The sequence below is a fragment of the Pseudomonas sp. NFACC42-2 genome, assembly GCF_900116055.1.
GTDB lineage: Bacteria > Pseudomonadota > Gammaproteobacteria > Pseudomonadales > Pseudomonadaceae > Aquipseudomonas > Aquipseudomonas marginalis.
On record NZ_FOZO01000015.1, the window covers coordinates 1 to 16,696 of the forward strand.

The window sequence follows — 16,696 nt, forward strand, 5'->3', positions numbered from 1 at the left end:
GTGCTGTTCGATTATTGGGGATGGCTTGTGTGGTTTGCAGATCGGCACGATAGACGAGCACCTCAGCCTTGGCCACATCAACACCCACGACCGTTTGCGAAGTAAGGATTGTCATGACGAATCCTCGGAGCTAGGGTTTAAGAGCTTGTTGGGGTCTACCGGTGCGCTGACTTGTCTCTATCGTCGGTCTTGCCGATGAATTCCTTATTGGCGCTTTTGGGTAGAAGGGGTGGGACGAAGTCTCCCACGGTCTGTACTGGTTAGAGTCAGAATCGGGCTTTTAGTCCCACCCACCCCTTCAAGTCTAAACATACAAGGGGGCTTGCCCCCGATGACGGAGTGTCAGTCACCAGATGCAGTGGCTGAAACGACGCATCGGGAGCAAGCCCCCTCCCACATTTTTTTGAATTGCGCTGCTTAGAGACTTTCGAGGATGTCGGCCATATCGTCCGCATGCTCTTCTTCCTGAGCCAGGATCTCTTCAAACAGACGGCGCGTGGTCGGATCCTTATCACCGATGTACTGGATGATTTCGCGGTAGCTGTCCACCGCAATCCGCTCGGCCACCAGGTCTTCGTAGACCATTTCCTTCAAGCTGTTACCGGCCACGTATTGGGCGTGGGAGTTCTTCGACAGCAGGTCCGGGTTGAACTCCGGCTCGCCGCCCAGTTGCACGATGCGTTCGGCGAGTTTGTCGGCGTGCTCGGCTTCCTGGGTGGCGTGCTCGAGGAATTCCTGCGCGGCGACAGCGGCTTTAACGCCGCTGGCCATGAAGTAGTGGCGCTTGTAGCGCAGCACACACACCAGTTCAGTGGCCAGGGAGCCGTTGAGCAGGCGGATGATCTCTTCGCGGTCGGCGTCATAGCCCTCGGTCACGGCACCGTTTTCGACGTTCTGGCGGGCGCGGCTGCGCAGGGTCGCAACGTCAGTCAAGTTTGCTTCAGTCATCTCAATCTCCTGGGGCTAATCCGGTTTTACGCCACGCTCTGTCGGCGTGATCGCTCCCAGTTGTGAGTCACGGGCGCAGCAAAAAGTTTTATTGGATTTGCCTGGCGTGTCATCAGCGCGTCGCCGGAATTGGGCTAGCCTGCCATCATCCTCTCTTGATCAAGGACGTTCGCTTCATGTCGCAGTCGTTAGCCACGCGTTATCCCTTGGTGCTGGTGCCTGGCATGCTGGGGTTCGTGCGCCTGGGGTTTTTCCCTTACTGGTACGGCATTGTCCCGGCACTGCGGGCGGGTGGGGCGCAGGTGTTTCCCATCCAGGTGGCGCCGCTGGACTCCAGCGAGGTGCGTGGCGAGCAGCTGCTGGCGCAGATCGAGCGGATTCGCCTTGAGACCGGCGCCGACAAGGTCAACCTGATCGGCCATAGCCAGGGCGCGCTGACCGCTCGTTATGCGGCGGCCAAGCGCCCGGAGTGGGTGGCGTCGGTGACGTCGGTGGCCGGGCCCAACCACGGTTCGGAACTGGCGGACCATATCCACGCCCATTATCCGGCCGACAGCGTGAAGGGGCGGCTGATGAGCGCGCTGTTTCATCTGGTTGCAGCGGTGATGAGCCTGCTGGAAACCGGCTATCGCGGCCCGCGCTTCAAGGCGGACTTGCAGGCGTCCCACCATTCCCTGACCAGCGCAGGCGTGGCGCTGTTCAACCGCGACTATCCCCAAGGGCTGCCGCACACCTGGGGCGGGCACGGGGCGGAGGTGGTCAATGGCGTGCGCTACTACTCATGGTCCGGCACCTTGCAACCGGGCAAGACCGATCGCGGGCGCAACCTGCTGGACGGGACGAATCGCAGTTGCCGATTGTTCGCCCGCAGCTTCGTGCGCGAGAAGGGCCAGTGCGACGGCATGGTCGGGCGCTGCAGCTCGCACCTGGGGCGGGTGATCGGCGATGACTACGCCCTGGACCACTTCGACATCGTCAACCAATCCATGGGCCTGGTGGGCAAGGGCGCCGAGCCCATCCGCCTGTTCGTCGAGCATGCCCAGCGCCTGAAGGCGGCCGGGGTTTAAGCCTGGCGGCGCACTGGTGTGGTCCAGCGCTCGGACAAAATCACCCCGCCCAAGGTCAGCAAGCCGCCCACCAGGTGATACAACGCCAACTCTTCCTTCAACACCACGGCGGCAATCAATGCAGTGATCAACGGCAGCAGGTTGAAAAACAGCGTGGTGCGACTGGGGCCCAGGGTCTTTACCGAATGCATCCACGCCAGTGGCGCCAGCATCGAAGCCAGCAAGCACGCATAGAGCACCAGCGGAATATTCGTCCAGCCCAGGCCGGCTTTTGCCGAGAACAGAAACAGCGGAAACAGCACCACCACCGCCACCAGCACCTGCAAATACAGGAGCACCAGTGGCGGCAGGCGCAGTTGCCATTTTTTCAACAGGGTGCTGTAGACCGCGTACGCCAGGGTCGCGACCAGCATCATCGCATCGCCCAGGTTCACGCCGTGCTGCAGCAGCGCGCCGAGGCTGCCGGCCGACACCACCACCACTACCCCTGCGAATGACAGCACCGCACCCGTCAGTGCGCCAAAGGTCAGGCGCTGGCCCAGGCTGATGATGGCCGCCGTCAAGGCCATCAACGGCATCAACGACAGGATGATGCCCATATTGGTGGCGCTGGTCAGCGAGGCGGCGTAGTACGCCAGGCTCTGGTACACCGCCATGCCCAGCACGCCGAGGATGCCGATCTTGCCCAGGTTCGGGCGAATCAGCGGCCAGTGGGTGATGACCGGCTTGAGCATGAACGGCGTAAACAGCAATGCAGCCAGTAACCAGCGGTAAAAGCCGATTTCAGCCGGGAAAATCGAACCCACGGCCAGTTTGTTGACCACGGTATTGCCGGCCCAGATAAAGATGGCCAGCAGGGGATACGCGTATTGCATCGAAAGAAACCACCTGTGTTGATGAGGCAGGATTATCCCTTGTCTGGATCGAAGCCTATACTGCGATCCAGACAAACGACCTCTGTATCCAGACAATATGGCCCGACACACCGTACGCCTCGCGGATTTTGGCCACCTGCCAAGCCCCGTGTACTTCCGTTACTCCGACTTTGCCCCCGACACTGAGTGCACCCCGCATCAGCATGTCTGGGGCTCGCTGGACTACTCCGCCAGTGGCGTGATGCGCATGGAAGTGGCCGGCAACCGCTTTATGTCGCCACCGCAGTACGCGGTGTGGATCCCACCCGATACCGAACACAGTTCCTACAACGCCCAGGCGATTGTCTACCGCTCGGTGGGCCTTTCGCCGTCGCTCTGCGAGCAATTGCCCAAGCAGCCTTGCACCCTGGCGATCAGCGACATCCTCAAGGCCATCCTCAGCGACTTCGCCCAGCGTGACGTCAATATCCCGCACACCGACGCCGATATTCGCCTGGCCCAGGTGTTGGTCGATCAGCTCAGGCAGGCGCCGATCCACGATTGTTTCCTGCCCTACGCCCGTCACCCGGGGCTGCTCGGCGTGTTGGAAGGCATGCAGGCCGACCCCGCTGACAACCGCCCCCTGGCGCACTGGGCCGAACAAGTGCATGTCAGCGAGCGCACCCTGGCGCGGCAATTTGTGCGCGAGCTGGGCATGAGCTTCGGCGAATGGCGCCAGCGCCTGCGCTACCTTGCCGCCATCGAAGCCCTCGACAGCGAGCGCAGTGTGCAAAATGTGGCGTTTGACCTCGGCTACAGCAGCGCCTCGGCGTTTATCGCGATGTTCCAGCGCCAGGCCGGCTGCACGCCGGAGCAGTACCGACGGACGAATATTCGCAGCCGATGAAGATGTAACAAGGTTTGGCTACACTGCTGGGTAGGCCGTGCCTCCCGGCACGGTAACAGGGAGAAAACTCCATGAAGATGCTGCGTATTCCGCTGTTGATGATGGGCCTGCTGCTGTGTTCCCAGGGCTTTGCCGCCACTGCCCAGCAAAACAAGATGACCACCTGCAATGCCGAAGCCACCACCAAGACGCTCAAGGGCGACGAGCGCAAGGCTTTCATGAAAACCTGCCTGTCGGCGCCGGCGGCCAATGATGCGAAGACGCTCACCCCGCAACAGCAGAAGATGAAGGATTGCAATGCGTCGGCGAAAACCAAGGCGTTGACCGGCGATGCGCGCAAGACGTTCATGAGCACCTGCCTCAAGGGCAGTTGAGTACGCGAATCCCCTTGTGGGAGGGGGCGACTATTCGACTTGCCCCCTCCCACACTTGATCGTATTCGCAACCTATCCACTCGCTTGATTCTCTCAAGGCTGGCAGACTGCCCATCCTTTAACGCCGTTCGTTTTGAGGCTGTATGCCAACGTTTTCTCAGCGTCACGTGTTATTGCTGGCCAGCTACATCATCATTTTCGGCGGGTTGCTGCTGGTACTGCCGCTGAAATTGCTGCCCAGCCTGCTGGCCGGCCTGTTGGTCTATGAACTGGTCAACATGCTCACCCCCCAACTGCAACGGCTTATCGAAGGGCGCCGCGCGCGCTGGCTGGCGGTGGCCTTGCTCGGCACCCTGATCGTCAGCGTGCTGGCCCTGATCTTCGCCGGCGCCATCAGCTTCCTGCTTCATGAAGCGGAAAACCCCGGGGCTTCCCTGGATAAATTCATGGGCGTAGTCGACCGCGCGCGCGGCCAACTGCCGCCGTTCCTCGATGCCTACCTGCCCGCCAGCGCGGCCGAGTTCCGCGTGGCCATCGGCGACTGGCTAAGCAAGCACCTGAGCGAACTGCAACTGGTCGGCAAAGACGCCGCCCACATGTTTGTCACCCTGCTGATCGGCATGGTGCTCGGCGCGATCATCGCCCTGCAGCGGGTGCCCGACCTGACCAAGCGCAAACCCCTGGCAGCCGCGCTGTTCGACCGCCTGCACCTGCTGGTCCAGGCCTTTCGCAATATCGTCTTCGCGCAGATCAAGATCGCCGCGCTCAATACGGCCTTCACTGCGATCTTCCTGGCCGTTGTCCTACCGCTGTGCGGCATCCACCTGCCGCTGACCAAGACCCTGATCGTGCTGACCTTCCTGCTCGGCCTGTTGCCGGTGATCGGCAACCTGATGTCCAACACCCTGATCACCATCGTCGCGCTGTCGCTGTCGATCTGGGTGGCGGTGGCGGCGCTGGGGTATCTGATCGTGATCCACAAGGTCGAGTACTTCCTCAACGCGCGCATCGTCGGCGGGCAGATCAGTGCCAAATCCTGGGAGCTGCTCCTGGCGATGCTGGTGTTTGAAGCGGCGTTTGGTTTGCCGGGGGTGGTGGCGGGACCGATTTACTATGCGTATCTGAAGAGTGAGCTGAAGCTCGGCGGGATGGTTTAAGGCGTGTGTTGCCTGGGCGGGCCCCATCGGGGGCAAGCCCCCTCCCACATTTACTGTGTCTACACAGGTCGACTTGTGAACACGGTCAGTGTAGGAAGGGGCTTGCCCCCGATGAAGTCGCCACGGTATTTCAGGTGAAACTCAGCAGCCATAGCGCTTGCTCGCCTCGATCGCCAAGCCGCTGCCGATACTGCCGAAGATATTCCCCTCCACATGCCGCGCATTCGGCAGCATGGCCGAGATGCTGTGGCGCAGCGCCGGGATGCCGCTGGAACCGCCGGTAAAGAACACCGTGTCCACCTGGGCCACCGCCATCGAAGCATCGGTGAGCAACTGCGTCACGCTGTTGCGCACGCGCTCCAGCAAGCCATCGATGGCCGACTCGAACAGTGCGCGGCTCAGGTCTACGCTCAACCCCGGCTCAACCCGGTCCAGCAGCACGTGGCGGTTGTCTTCGTGGGTGAGCTGGATCTTGGTCTCTTCCACTTCCATGGCCAGCCAGTGCCCGGCGCGCTGTTCGATCAGCTTGAACAGGCGGTCGATGCCGCCGGTGTCTTCGATGTCATAGCGCATGCTGCCCAGGGCCAGCTGGGATTTCTGCGAGTACACCGAGTTGATGGTGTGCCAGGTCGCCAGGTTCATGTGGTGGCTGGTGGGCATGTAGGCGCCGCTTTTCATGCGGCTGCCGTAGCCGAACAGCGGCATTATGCCGGCCAGGGACAGCTGCTTGTCGAAGTCGGTACCGCCGATGTGCACGCCGCCGGTGGCGAGGATGTCGTCCTGGCGGTTGTCGTTGTGGCGGCGCTCCGGGGACAGGCGCACCAGCGAGAAGTCTGACGTACCACCGCCGATGTCGACGATCAGTACCAGTTCTTCCTTCTCGATGGTGGACTCGTAGTCGAACGCGGCGGCAATCGGTTCGTACTGGAATGAGATGTCCTTGAAACCGATCTTGCGCGCCACGTCGACCAGGGTGTTTTCGGCTTCCTGGTCGGCCATCGGGTCGTCATCGACGAAAAACACCGGGCGGCCCAGCACCACTTCTTCGAACTCGCGGCCGGCGGTGGCTTCGGCGCGGCTCTTGAGTTGGCCGATAAACAGCGCCAGCAGGTCGGTGAACGGCATCGCCGTGCCCAAGACGCTGGTGTCGTGCTTGATCAACTTGGAACCCAGCAGGCTCTTGAGCGAGCGCATCAGCCGGCCTTCGTAGTTCTCCAGGTATTCGTGCAGGGCCAGGCGACCGTAGACCGGGCGGCGCTCCTCGAAGTTGAAGAACACCACCGACGGCAGGGTGATCTTGTCGTCCTCCAGCGCGATAAGCGTTTCCATGCCGGGGCGGATCCAGCCGACGGTGGAGTTGGACGTGCCGAAGTCGATACCGCAGGCACGGGCTGGGGATGGGTTTTTCATGTCTATCGGGTTCCGGTTGAAAAACGGCCGCGCAGTGTATGCCAGTCGAGGGCGGATGCGTAGGCCGACCATCCGTTAAATCGTGCTTGAAAGTTCGGCATTCGCCCCCACATCTGGTGCATACGGCAAGCGCCGATAACACTTTGACGCACCCCCAGGCCACAAGACTCAACAGGTGCAAACCAGCGCACGTTGTGCCCCGGGCTGTGCGATCTCGATTAAGGATGGTGAACCGCCGATGGATTTCAAAGACTACTACAAGATTCTGGGTGTCGAGCCGAGCGCCGATGACAAGGAAATCAAGGCTGCCTATCGCAAGCTCGCGCGCAAATATCACCCGGACGTGAGCAAGGAAAAAGACGCCGAAGCCAAGTTCAAGGACGCGTCCGAAGCCTATGAAGCACTTAAAAGCGCCGACAAGCGCGCCGAATATGACGAGTTGCGCAAATACGGCCAGCATGGCCAGCCGTTCCAGGGCCCGCCAGGCTGGCAGAGCCGTGGCGGGTTTGGCGGTGGTCAGGGCACCGAGGACTTTTCCGACTTCTTCAGCTCGATCTTTGGCGGGCGTGGCGATGCGTTCGGTGGCGGCCAGCGCCGTCCCACCGGGCGCAAGGGCCAGGACGTGGAGATGCAGCTGTCGGTGTTCCTCGAAGAGACACTGTCTACCGAGTCCAAGCAGATCAGCTTCCAGGTGCCGCAATACGACGCCTCGGGCCGGCATGTCAGCAACACCACCAAGAGCCTGAACGTGAAGATCCCGGCCGGCGTGGCCGACGGTGAGCGTATTCGCCTCAAAGGCCAGGGCGCACCGGGTGTTGGCGGCGGGGCCAACGGTGACCTGTACCTGATCATCAAGTTTGCGCCGCACCCCAAGTTCGAAGTGGATGGCGAAAACCTGATCATCAACCTGCCGCTGGCACCATGGGAATTGGCGCTGGGCGCGGAAGTGGCCGTGCCGACCCTGACCGGCAAGATCAACCTCAAGGTGCCGGCCGGCAGCCAGAACGGCCAGCGCATGCGCGCCAAGGGCCATGGCTTGCTGAACAAGGCCGGGCAGCGTGGCTTCCTGTACGTGCAGCTCAAGGCGGTGATGCCACCGGCCGGCGATGACGAGGTGAAGGCGTTGTGGCAGGAGCTGGCGCAGAAAGCCGCGTTTAACCCGCGCGAGCAGTTCTAAGGCTCAAAACGAACGCCGTACCTGTGGCGAGGGAGCTTGCTCCCGCTGGAGTGCGAAGCGCTCCCAGGATTTCGGGGCCGCTTCGCGGCCCAACGGGAGCAAGCTCCCTCGCCACAGGTGGTTGTCTGTTGGTTTTGAATCAGAACAGGAAATACCGCTGCGCCATCGGCAACACATCCGCCGGTTCACACCACAGCAGCACCCCGTCGGCCTTGACCTGATAGGTCTGTGGGTCCACCTCGATATCCGGCAGGTAATCGTTGTGGATCAGGTCGGTTTTCTGCACATCGCGACACCCCTTCACCACCCCAATCTGTTTCTTCAGGCCCAGGGCTTGCGGCAAGCCCGCGTCCAGGGCTGCCTGGCTGATAAAGGTCAGGCTGGTGGCGTGCAATGAGCTGCCGAAGCTGGCGAACATCGGGCGGTAGTGCACCGGCTGCGGGGTGGGGATCGACGCATTGGCATCGCCCATCAGGCTGGAGGCAATCGCGCCGCCCTTGAGGATCAGGGTCGGCTTGATCCCGAAGAACGCCGGGCGCCACAGCACCAGGTCAGCCCACTTGCCCACTTCGATGGAACCGACGATATGGCTGATGCCGTGGGTGATCGCCGGGTTGATGGTGTACTTGGCGATGTAGCGCTTGGCGCGGAAGTTGTCGTTGCCGGGGCCGTCACCGGGCAGGGCGCCGCGCTGTTTCTTCATCTTGTCGGCGGTCTGCCAGGTGCGCGTGATCACTTCACCGACGCGGCCCATGGCCTGGCTGTCGGAGCTGATCATCGAGAACGCGCCGAGGTCGTGCAGGATGTCTTCGGCGGCGATGGTCTCGCGGCGGATGCGGCTTTCGGCGAAGGCCACGTCTTCGGCAATGCTCGGGTCCAGGTGATGGCAGACCATCAACATGTCCAGGTGCTCGTCGATGGTGTTGCGCGTGAACGGCCGCGTCGGGTTGGTGGAGCTGGGCAGCACGTTGGGAAAGCCGCAGGCCTTGATAATGTCCGGCGCGTGGCCGCCGCCGGCACCTTCGGTGTGGTAGGTGTGGATGGTGCGGCCCTTGAGCGCGGCCAGGGTGGTTTCGACAAAGCCGGATTCGTTGAGGGTGTCGCTGTGGATCGCCACCTGTACGTCGTACTGGTCGGCGACGCTCAGGCAGTTGTCGATGCTGGCGGGCGTGGTGCCCCAGTCTTCGTGCAGCTTCAAGCCGATGGCGCCGGCCTTGACCTGTTCGATCAACGGCTCGGGCAAGCTGGCGTTGCCCTTGCCGGTAAACCCGATGTTCATCGGGAACGAGTCGCTGGCCTGCAGCATGCGCGCCAGGTGCCAGGGCCCGGAGGTGCAGGTGGTGGCGTTGGTGCCGGTGGCCGGCCCGGTGCCGCCGCCGATCATGGTGGTGACACCGCTGGTCAGCGCCTCTTCGATCTGCTGCGGACAGATGAAATGCACGTGGGAGTCGATGCCGCCGGCGGTGAGGATCATGCCTTCGCCGGCGATCACTTCGGTGCTGGCGCCGATGGCCATGGTCACGCCGGGCTGGATATCCGGGTTGCCGGCCTTGCCGATTGCGTGGATGCGGCCGTTCTTCAAGCCGACGTCGGCCTTGACGATGCCCCAGTGGTCGATGATCAGCGCGTTGGTGATCAGGGTGTCGACGACTTCATGGGCGAGCAATTGGCTCTGGCCCTGGCCGTCGCGGATCACTTTGCCGCCGCCGAATTTCACTTCTTCGCCGTAGACGGTGAAGTCCTGCTCGACTTCGACGAACAGCTCGGTGTCGGCCAGGCGGACCTTGTCACCGACGGTGGGGCCGTACATGTCGGCGTAGGCTTGGCGGCTGATTTTCATGTGTGTGCCCTGAAATATTTGTGTTGAATGTGAAATCGCTATCGGGGGCAAGCCCCCTCCCACCTTTGGAATGCGTTCCCCTGTGGGAGGGGGCTTGCCCCCGATGAGGCCCTAAAGGTCGCCCATGATCCGCCCGGCAAACCCGAACACCCGCCGACCGCCGCTCAAATCCACCAGCTCGACCTCACGGCTCTGCCCCGGCTCGAACCGCACCGCCGTGCCCGCCGGAATATTCAGGCGCATGCCGCGGCTCAATGGGCGGTCAAATGTCAGCGCGTCATTGGTCTCGAAAAAATGGTAGTGCGAACCCACCTGGATCGGCCGGTCGCCGCTGTTGGCCACGCTGAGGGTGACGGTGCGCCGGCCGACGTTGAGTTCGATCTCGCCAGGCTGGATCTGATATTCGCCAGGAATCATGCAGGTTGCCCCAGGGTCTTGAAGTAGATGGCGGTCGGGCTGTAGCGCCCGTCCGGGCTTTGGCAGTAGTCGGGCAGTTCACCGATCTTGGTGTAGCGCAGCGACTGGTAGAAGGCTTCGGCAGGCGAACCGGCTTCGGTGTCCAGGTACAGCAGGCCGCGCTTGTGCTGGCGCGCGGCGAGTTCCAGGGTGTTCATCAATTGTTGGCCCAGGCCGTGGCGCCGCGCGTTGCTGTGCACCAGCAGCTTTTGCACTTCGGCGCGGTTCAGGCCGTTGGCTTTCTGGCACAGCGCCAACTGCACGCTGGCGATCACCTGCTCATCGCGCACCACCACCCACAGCAACAGGCTGGCGTCTTCAATGCTCGCCTGTACCCCGTCCAGATAGGCACGGGCCTGGGCCTCATCGAAGTCGGCCATGAAACCCACCGACGCACCGTGCTTGACCGCATCCAGCAACAGCTCGATCAGGCCTCGACGGTAGTGGGCAAAACTTTCAGCATTGACTCGACGCAGTTGCGCGGCGTTCATCGAACTCACTCCTTGGGCGGTTGCGCGCCCGGATTCAATGTCAGTTGCATAAAGGTCAGGTCCAGCCAGCGGCCGAACTTGATGCCCACTTGGGGCATTTGCCCGGTGGTGACGAACCCCAGGCGTTCATGCAGGCGGATCGACGCCAGGTTGCCGCTTTCGATGGCCGCCACCATCACATGCTTGCCACAGGTTCTGGCGCGTTCGATCAGGGCCTGCATCAGCCGTGGGCCAAGGCCCTTGCCGCGCTGGTCGTTGCGTACATACACCGAGTGTTCGACGCTGTAGCGGTAGCCTTCGAACGCGCGCCAATCGCCGAACGAGGCATAGCCGATCACTTGCTCATTTTCGGTCGCCACCAGAATCGGATAGCCCTGGGCCTGGCGTGCACTGAGCCAGGCCTGGCGGTTGCCGAGATCCACCAGTTGTTCGTTCCAGATCGCCGTGGTGTTGAGTACCGCGTCGTTGTAGATGTCGCGGATCGCCGGCAGGTCTTGCTCGGTTGCATCACGAATCATGGCCGTGCCTCACGCGATGGGTTGGTGGACGGTCACCAGCTTGGTGCCATCGGGGAAGGTGGCTTCCACCTGGATGTCCGGGATCATTTCCGGGATGCCTTCCATCACCTGTTCACGGCTGAGCAGGGTGGTGCCGTAGTGCATCAGGTCGGCCACGGTGCGGCCATCGCGGGCGCCTTCCATCAAGGCGGCGGAGATATAGGCGATGGTTTCCGGGTAGTTGAGCTTCACACCGCGCGCCAGGCGCCGTTCGGCGACTAAGCCGGCGGTGAAGATCAGCAGTTTGTCTTTTTCCCGTGGGGTCAGGTCCATGGTTCAGTCCGTCGTGAAATACATTCGTAAATACAATGGAGATTAAGTGTGGGAGGGGGCTTGCCCCCGATAGGGCAGTATCAGGCAATACAGCTGTCACTGACCCACCGCCATCGGGAGCAAGCCCCCTCCCACATTTTGATCTTCATGTGCTCCATATTCGTGGTGAGACTGCTTCCCGTCCTAGCACCGCCGGGCGTAACAGTTTCCATAAATCAATCAACCACCCCCGCGCCAGCAGCGCTTCACTGGCCAGGCAGCGGGCGACCAGCAAGCCAGGCAGTTGGGTCAGGTCGCCGCGCACGGCGTGGGGCAGGGCGCGGCAGTGTTCGAGTAATTCGGGCTCGATATCGCCGGTCACCAGCAGGGTGGCGAACACCGGTTGGCCGTCCAGGCCGATGGGCGAGTCGAGCAGGCCATCGGCGCCCACAATGCGCTGGCGCTCGTGCCAGAGCAACTGGCTGTCGCGGCGAATATCCAGGTGCGATTGAAAGTGGCCCAGGTCGAAGCGCTCGCCACTGGCCGGACGCCCCAGTGCGATCACGTCCCAGTAGAACAGCCGGGCATCGCCGTGCAGGTCGATGCGGGTGCTGAGTTCGGCCTGGGCGGCGCTGAACACAATGGTTTCCTGGGGCAGCCATTCCAGGGTCGCGCCGGCCTCCACGGTGAGATCAAGTTGCTGATACGCCGGGCCGCTGGCGCGATACCACTTCGCCGCGCCGGGGCTGGTCAATTGCGCCCACGCACCCTCGGCGACATGGGCGCGGATGTCCAGGCGGTCACCGCCGGCAATCCCGCCAGGCGGGTGCACGATGATGTGCTGGCACACCTCGGGGCCTTCGGCATACAGGTGCTTTTGCACCCGCAGGGGGCCAAGGTGACGGCGCATCACCGGGCGCGTGGTGTCGCCGAAACGCGCGTAGCCGAGGTCCAGCTCGGCGTGCCAGCTGGGGGTGAACAGGGCAGGGGAAACGGGCAGGTTCATGGTTTCTTGTGCTTATCGTCAGGACGCTACAGGTTAGATGGTAACCAAACCGCGCACACCCTCACTCTCCATATTTTCACCACGGCCCTGCTGCACGATTTCACCGCGCGACATCACCAGGTACTGGTCGGCCAGCTCGGCGGCAAAGTCGTAGAACTGCTCCACCAGCAGGATCGCCATATCGCCGCGCGCCGCGAGCTTCTTGATCACGGCGCCGATCTCCTTGATCACCGAGGGCTGGATGCCTTCGGTGGGCTCATCGAGGATCAACAGGCGCGGGCGGCTGGCCAGGGCGCGGCCGATGGCCAACTGTTGCTGCTGGCCGCCGGACAGGTCGCCGCCGCGCCGGTGCTTCATTTGCAGCAAAACCGGGAACAGTTCATAGATAAACGCCGGCACTTCCTTGGCTTCGGCACCGGGGAAACGCGACAGCCCCATCAACAGGTTTTCCTCCACCGTCAGCCGTCCGAAAATCTCCCGGCCCTGGGGCACGTAGGCGATCCCTGCGTGCACCCGCTGGTGCGGCTTGAAGCCGGTGATGGCCTTGCCCTCCCAGTTCACCGCGCCTTCCTTGGCCGGCAGCAAACCCATCAGGCATTTGAGCAGGGTGGTCTTGCCCACGCCGTTACGGCCGAGCAGGCAGGTGACTTCGCCGATCTTCACGTCAAAGGACAGACCGCGCAGGATGTGGCTACCGCCGTAGTACTGGTGCAGCTTGTCGACTTGCAGCATGTTCAGTTCTCCTTAGCGACCGAGGTACACCTCGATCACCCGCTCATTTTCCTGCACCTGTTCCAGCGACCCTTCGGCCAACACGCTGCCCTGGTGCAACACGGTCACGTGGTCGGCAATCGAGCCGACAAACCCCATGTCGTGTTCCACCACCATCAACGAATGTTTGCCCGCCAGGCGTTTGAACAGTTCGGCGGTGAATTCGGTTTCGGCGTCGGTCATGCCCGCCACCGGTTCGTCCAGCAGCAACAGTTGCGGGTCTTGCATCAGCAGCATGCCGATTTCCAGGAACTGTTTTTGCCCGTGGGAGAGCAGCCCGGCGGGCCGATGCACCGAAGCGGTGAGGCGGATGGTGTCGAGCACTTCATCGATACCATCCTTTTGCTCACCGCTCAGGCGTGCACGCAGGCTGGCCCACACCGACTTGTCGGTCTTCTGCGCCAGCTCCAGGTTTTCGAACACGCTCAGGGCTTCGAACACCGTGGGTTTCTGGAACTTGCGGCCGATGCCGGCCTGGGCGATCTGCACTTCGCTCATGCTGGTCAAATCGAGGGTTTCGCCAAACCAGGCCTTGCCGTGGCTGGGCCGGGTCTTGCCGGTGATCACGTCCATCAGGGTGGTCTTGCCCGCACCGTTGGGGCCGATGATGCAGCGCAATTCGCCGACGCCGATGTACAGGTTCAAGTCGTTGAGCGCCTTGAAACCGTCGAAGCTGACACTGATGTCTTCGAGGGTCAGGATGGTGCCATGGCGGGTGTTCAGGCCGGTGCCTGCGGCCTGGCCGATGCCGATGGCATCGCGGCCGCTGCCCGCGTCGAAAATAGGTTCGAGCATGACGTTCCTCATTTCTTCAACAGCCCGATAACGCCCTTGGGCAGGTACAGGGTGACGATGATGAACAGCGCCCCGAGGAAGAACAGCCAGTACTCCGGGAAGGCCACGGTGAACCAGCTCTTCATGCCGTTGACCACGCCGGCGCCGAGCAGCGGCCCGATCAGCGTGCCACGCCCGCCCAGGGCCACCCACACGGCGGCTTCGATGGAGTTGGTCGGCGACATTTCACTCGGGTTGATGATGCCCACCTGCGGCACGTACAACGCGCCTGCCAGGCCGCACAGCACCGCGCTCAGCACCCACACGAACAGCTTGAAGCCGCGCGGGTCGTAGCCGCAGAACATCAGGCGGTTCTCGGCATCGCGCAGGGCGGTCAGCACCCGGCCGAACTTGCTCCGGGCCAGGCGCCAGCCGATGTACAGGCTCGCCACCAGCAACCCCACTGTTGCCACGAACAGCACGGCCCGCGTGCCCGGTTCGGTGATGCCGAAACCGAGGATGCTGCGGAAGTTGGTGAAGCCGTTATTGCCACCGAACCCGGTCTCGTTGCGAAAGAACAACAGCATGCCGGCAAAGGTCAGCGCCTGGGTCATGATCGAGAAATACACGCCCTTGATCCGCGAGCGGAACGCGAAGAAACCGAACACCAGCGCCAGCACGCCCGGCGCCAATACCACCAGGCACAGGGCCCAGAGGAAGTGCTCGGTGCCGACCCAATACCAGGGCAATTCGGTCCACGACAAAAACGTCATGAACGCCGGCAGCTCATCGCCGGAAGCCTGGCGCATCAGGTACATGCCCATGGCATAGCCGCCGAGGGCAAAGAACAGGCCGTGGCCCAGGGACAACATCCCCGCGTAGCCCCACACCAGGTCCAGGGCCAGGGCGACAATGGCGTAGCAGAGGATCTTGCCCACCAAGGTCAGGGTGTAGGCCGATACATGCAGCGGGTTTTCCGGCGACAGCAGCGAACACAACGGCAGGGCCAGCAGCAGCAACAGCACCACCGCGCCGACTGCAATCGTCACCTGGGGGCCGGCCTTTTGTGCGGCCGTGAGCATCAATGGCTGGTTCATCAGTCGATCACCCGTCCTTTCAGTGCGAAGAGTCCCTGCGGGCGTTTCTGGATAAACAGAATGATCAGCGCGAGGATCAGGATCTTGCCGAGCACGGCACCGATCTGCGGTTCCAGGATCTTGTTGGCGATACCCAAGCCAAACGCCGCCATGACGCTACCGGCCAACTGGCCGACACCGCCGAGCACCACCACCAGGAACGAGTCGATGATGTAGCTCTGGCCCAGGTCGGGGCCGACGTTGCCGATCTGGCTCAGCGCCACGCCGCCCAGCCCGGCAATGCCGGAGCCCAGGCCAAAGGCGAGCATGTCCACCCGCCCGGTGGGCACGCCGCAGCAGGCGGCCATGTTGCGGTTCTGGGTCACGGCGCGCACGTTGAGCCCCAGGCGGGTCTTGTTCAGCAGCAGCCAGGTGAGCACAACCACAAACAGCGCGAAGGCGATGATCACGATGCGGTTGTATGGCAGCACCAGGTTGGGCAGCACCTGGATCCCGCCGGACAGCCACGCAGGGTTGGAGACCTCGACGTTCTGCGCACCGAACACCAGGCGTACCAGTTGGATCAGCATCAGGCTGATGCCCCAGGTGGCGAGCAGGGTTTCCAGCGGGCGTCCGTACAGGTGACGAATCACCGTACGCTCCAGGGCCATGCCGATGGCGGCGGTGACGAAGAACGCCACCGGCAGTGCGATCAACGGGTAGAACTCGATGGCCTGGGGCACATAGCGCTGCATCAGCAGTTGCACCACATAGGTGGAGTAGGCGCCGAGCATCAGCATCTCGCCGTGGGCCATGTTGATCACACCGAGCAGGCCGAAGGTGATCGCCAGGCCCAGGGCCGCCAGCAGCAGGATCGAGCCCAGGGACATGCCGCTGAAGGCCTGGCCGAGGATCTCACCCATCATCAGTTTGCGTTTGACCTGGGCCAGGCTGGTCTCGGCGGCGGTGTGCACGGCGGCGTCGGTTTCCACCCCGGGCGCCAGCAGCGCTTCGAGGCGCGTGCGGGCCAGCGGGTCGCCGGTACTGCCGAGCAGGCGCACGGCAGCGAGGCGCACTACCGGGTCGGTGTCCACCAGTTGCAGGTTGGCCAGGGCCAGGCTGAGGGCGGTGTGCACGTCCTCATTGGTCTCGGCGGCGACCTGCTGGTCGAGGAATTTGAGTTGCGCAGGTTGCGCGCTTTTTTGCAGGGTGCGTGCCGCGGCCAGGCGCACCTTGGGGTCGGCTGCGAGCAGTTGCTGGCTGGCTTGCACGTTGTCGATCAGGCCGCGCAGGCGGTTGTTCAGGCGCACGGTCCTGGTTTCACCGTTGAGCGTGAGCTGGCCCTGTTGCAGGGCGTCCACCAACTCGATGCGCGCCGGGTCGGGCTGGGCGGCCCAGTCCTGGAGGAGCTTGGCTTGTTGCGTCGGGTTGGCGGCCAGGAAGTCTTCGGCGTCGCCGGCATGTACCGCCAAAGGCAGTAACAGCAGCAATGCCAGGAAATAGCGATTGAGGGCAGCGGGCATAAACAAATGTCCTAGTCATGCGCGGACAGTGTGGGAGGGGGCTTGCCCCCGATAGC

18 protein-coding genes are annotated in these 16,696 nt (G+C 62.7%); 5 read left to right on the plus strand and 13 right to left on the minus strand.

Features of this window, described 5'->3' with window-relative positions; genetic code table 11:
- Positions 1-417 precede the first annotated feature (417 nt).
- Complete coding sequence (locus BM416_RS22285) at positions 418-948, minus strand: ferritin-like domain-containing protein (RefSeq protein ID WP_027607715.1); 531 nt, start codon at positions 946-948, stop codon at positions 418-420.
- 176 nt (positions 949-1,124) lie between these two features.
- On the opposite strand from BM416_RS22285, the gene BM416_RS22290 reads away from it, so the two are divergent.
- Positions 1,125-2,015 (plus strand): esterase/lipase family protein, encoded by an 891-nt coding sequence (locus BM416_RS22290; protein WP_092489479.1) that lies wholly within the window; start codon positions 1,125-1,127, stop codon positions 2,013-2,015.
- On the opposite strand, the gene BM416_RS22295 is transcribed toward BM416_RS22290, so the two are convergent.
- Positions 2,012-2,890, minus strand: a complete 879-nt coding sequence (locus BM416_RS22295) for a DMT family transporter (RefSeq protein WP_092489480.1) — start codon at positions 2,888-2,890, stop codon at positions 2,012-2,014. The genes BM416_RS22290 and BM416_RS22295 overlap by 4 nt on opposite strands.
- A gap of 97 nt (positions 2,891-2,987) precedes the next feature.
- Between BM416_RS22295 and BM416_RS22300 the strand changes: the two genes are divergently transcribed.
- The 3 genes from BM416_RS22300 (at position 2,988) to BM416_RS22310 (ending at position 5,307) form a co-directional block, all read left to right on the plus strand.
- Positions 2,988-3,776 (plus strand): AraC family transcriptional regulator, encoded by a 789-nt coding sequence (locus BM416_RS22300; protein ID WP_092489481.1) that lies wholly within the window; start codon positions 2,988-2,990, stop codon positions 3,774-3,776.
- 71 nt (positions 3,777-3,847) lie between these two features.
- Positions 3,848-4,150 (plus strand): PsiF family protein, encoded by a 303-nt coding sequence (locus BM416_RS22305; RefSeq protein ID WP_010213547.1) that lies wholly within the window; start codon positions 3,848-3,850, stop codon positions 4,148-4,150.
- A gap of 143 nt (positions 4,151-4,293) precedes the next feature.
- The gene (locus BM416_RS22310) at positions 4,294-5,307 is read left to right on the plus strand and encodes an AI-2E family transporter (protein WP_012721958.1); all 1,014 of its coding nucleotides are present in this window, start codon (positions 4,294-4,296) and stop codon (positions 5,305-5,307) included.
- Between the two features lie 141 nt (positions 5,308-5,448).
- Here BM416_RS22310 and BM416_RS22315 read toward each other — a convergent pair whose 3' ends face one another.
- The gene (locus BM416_RS22315) at positions 5,449-6,717 is read right to left on the minus strand and encodes an Hsp70 family protein (RefSeq protein ID WP_092489482.1); all 1,269 of its coding nucleotides are present in this window, start codon (positions 6,715-6,717) and stop codon (positions 5,449-5,451) included.
- Between the two features lie 238 nt (positions 6,718-6,955).
- Here BM416_RS22315 and BM416_RS22320 point away from each other — a divergent pair, with 238 nt between their 5' ends.
- Complete coding sequence (locus BM416_RS22320; RefSeq protein WP_092489483.1) at positions 6,956-7,894, plus strand: DnaJ C-terminal domain-containing protein; 939 nt, start codon at positions 6,956-6,958, stop codon at positions 7,892-7,894.
- Between the two features lie 139 nt (positions 7,895-8,033).
- On the opposite strand, the gene ureC is transcribed toward BM416_RS22320, so the two are convergent.
- From ureC to urtB, 10 genes are all read right to left on the minus strand, one after another.
- Entirely contained in the window at positions 8,034-9,734 is a 1,701-nt protein-coding gene (gene ureC / locus BM416_RS22325; RefSeq protein WP_065925590.1) for an urease subunit alpha, read from the minus strand.
- A 111-nt stretch (positions 9,735-9,845) separates the two neighbouring features.
- Positions 9,846-10,151 (minus strand): urease subunit beta, encoded by a 306-nt coding sequence (locus BM416_RS22330; RefSeq protein WP_027607724.1) that lies wholly within the window; start codon positions 10,149-10,151, stop codon positions 9,846-9,848.
- Complete coding sequence (locus BM416_RS22335; RefSeq protein WP_027607725.1) at positions 10,148-10,681, minus strand: GNAT family N-acetyltransferase; 534 nt, start codon at positions 10,679-10,681, stop codon at positions 10,148-10,150. The genes BM416_RS22330 and BM416_RS22335 overlap by 4 nt, the downstream gene beginning before the upstream one ends.
- A gap of 5 nt (positions 10,682-10,686) precedes the next feature.
- Positions 10,687-11,199: a GNAT family N-acetyltransferase gene (locus tag BM416_RS22340; protein WP_065925589.1), complete on the minus strand. Its 513-nt coding sequence runs from the start codon at positions 11,197-11,199 to the stop codon at positions 10,687-10,689.
- Positions 11,200-11,208: 9 nt separating this feature from the next.
- On the minus strand, positions 11,209-11,511 hold the full coding sequence (ureA, locus tag BM416_RS22345) for an urease subunit gamma (protein WP_003171437.1): 303 nt from the start codon (positions 11,509-11,511) through the stop codon (positions 11,209-11,211).
- A gap of 145 nt (positions 11,512-11,656) precedes the next feature.
- Complete coding sequence (locus tag BM416_RS22350; protein WP_092489484.1) at positions 11,657-12,496, minus strand: urease accessory protein UreD; 840 nt, start codon at positions 12,494-12,496, stop codon at positions 11,657-11,659.
- 33 nt (positions 12,497-12,529) lie between these two features.
- Positions 12,530-13,228 (minus strand): urea ABC transporter ATP-binding subunit UrtE, encoded by a 699-nt coding sequence (urtE, locus tag BM416_RS22355; protein WP_016972546.1) that lies wholly within the window; start codon positions 13,226-13,228, stop codon positions 12,530-12,532.
- Positions 13,229-13,240: 12 nt separating this feature from the next.
- Positions 13,241-14,074 carry an urea ABC transporter ATP-binding protein UrtD gene (gene urtD, locus BM416_RS22360; RefSeq protein ID WP_174562753.1) on the minus strand — a complete coding sequence of 278 codons (834 nt, stop codon included), beginning with the start codon at positions 14,072-14,074 and terminating at the stop codon, positions 13,241-13,243.
- Complete coding sequence (urtC, locus tag BM416_RS22365; RefSeq protein ID WP_092489485.1) at positions 14,071-15,138, minus strand: urea ABC transporter permease subunit UrtC; 1,068 nt, start codon at positions 15,136-15,138, stop codon at positions 14,071-14,073. Before urtC ends, urtD begins: the two co-directional genes overlap by 4 nt.
- Entirely contained in the window at positions 15,138-16,640 is a 1,503-nt protein-coding gene (urtB, locus tag BM416_RS22370; RefSeq protein ID WP_092489486.1) for an urea ABC transporter permease subunit UrtB, read from the minus strand. Before urtB ends, urtC begins: the two co-directional genes overlap by 1 nt.
- Between the last annotated feature and the right edge of the window lie 56 nt (positions 16,641-16,696).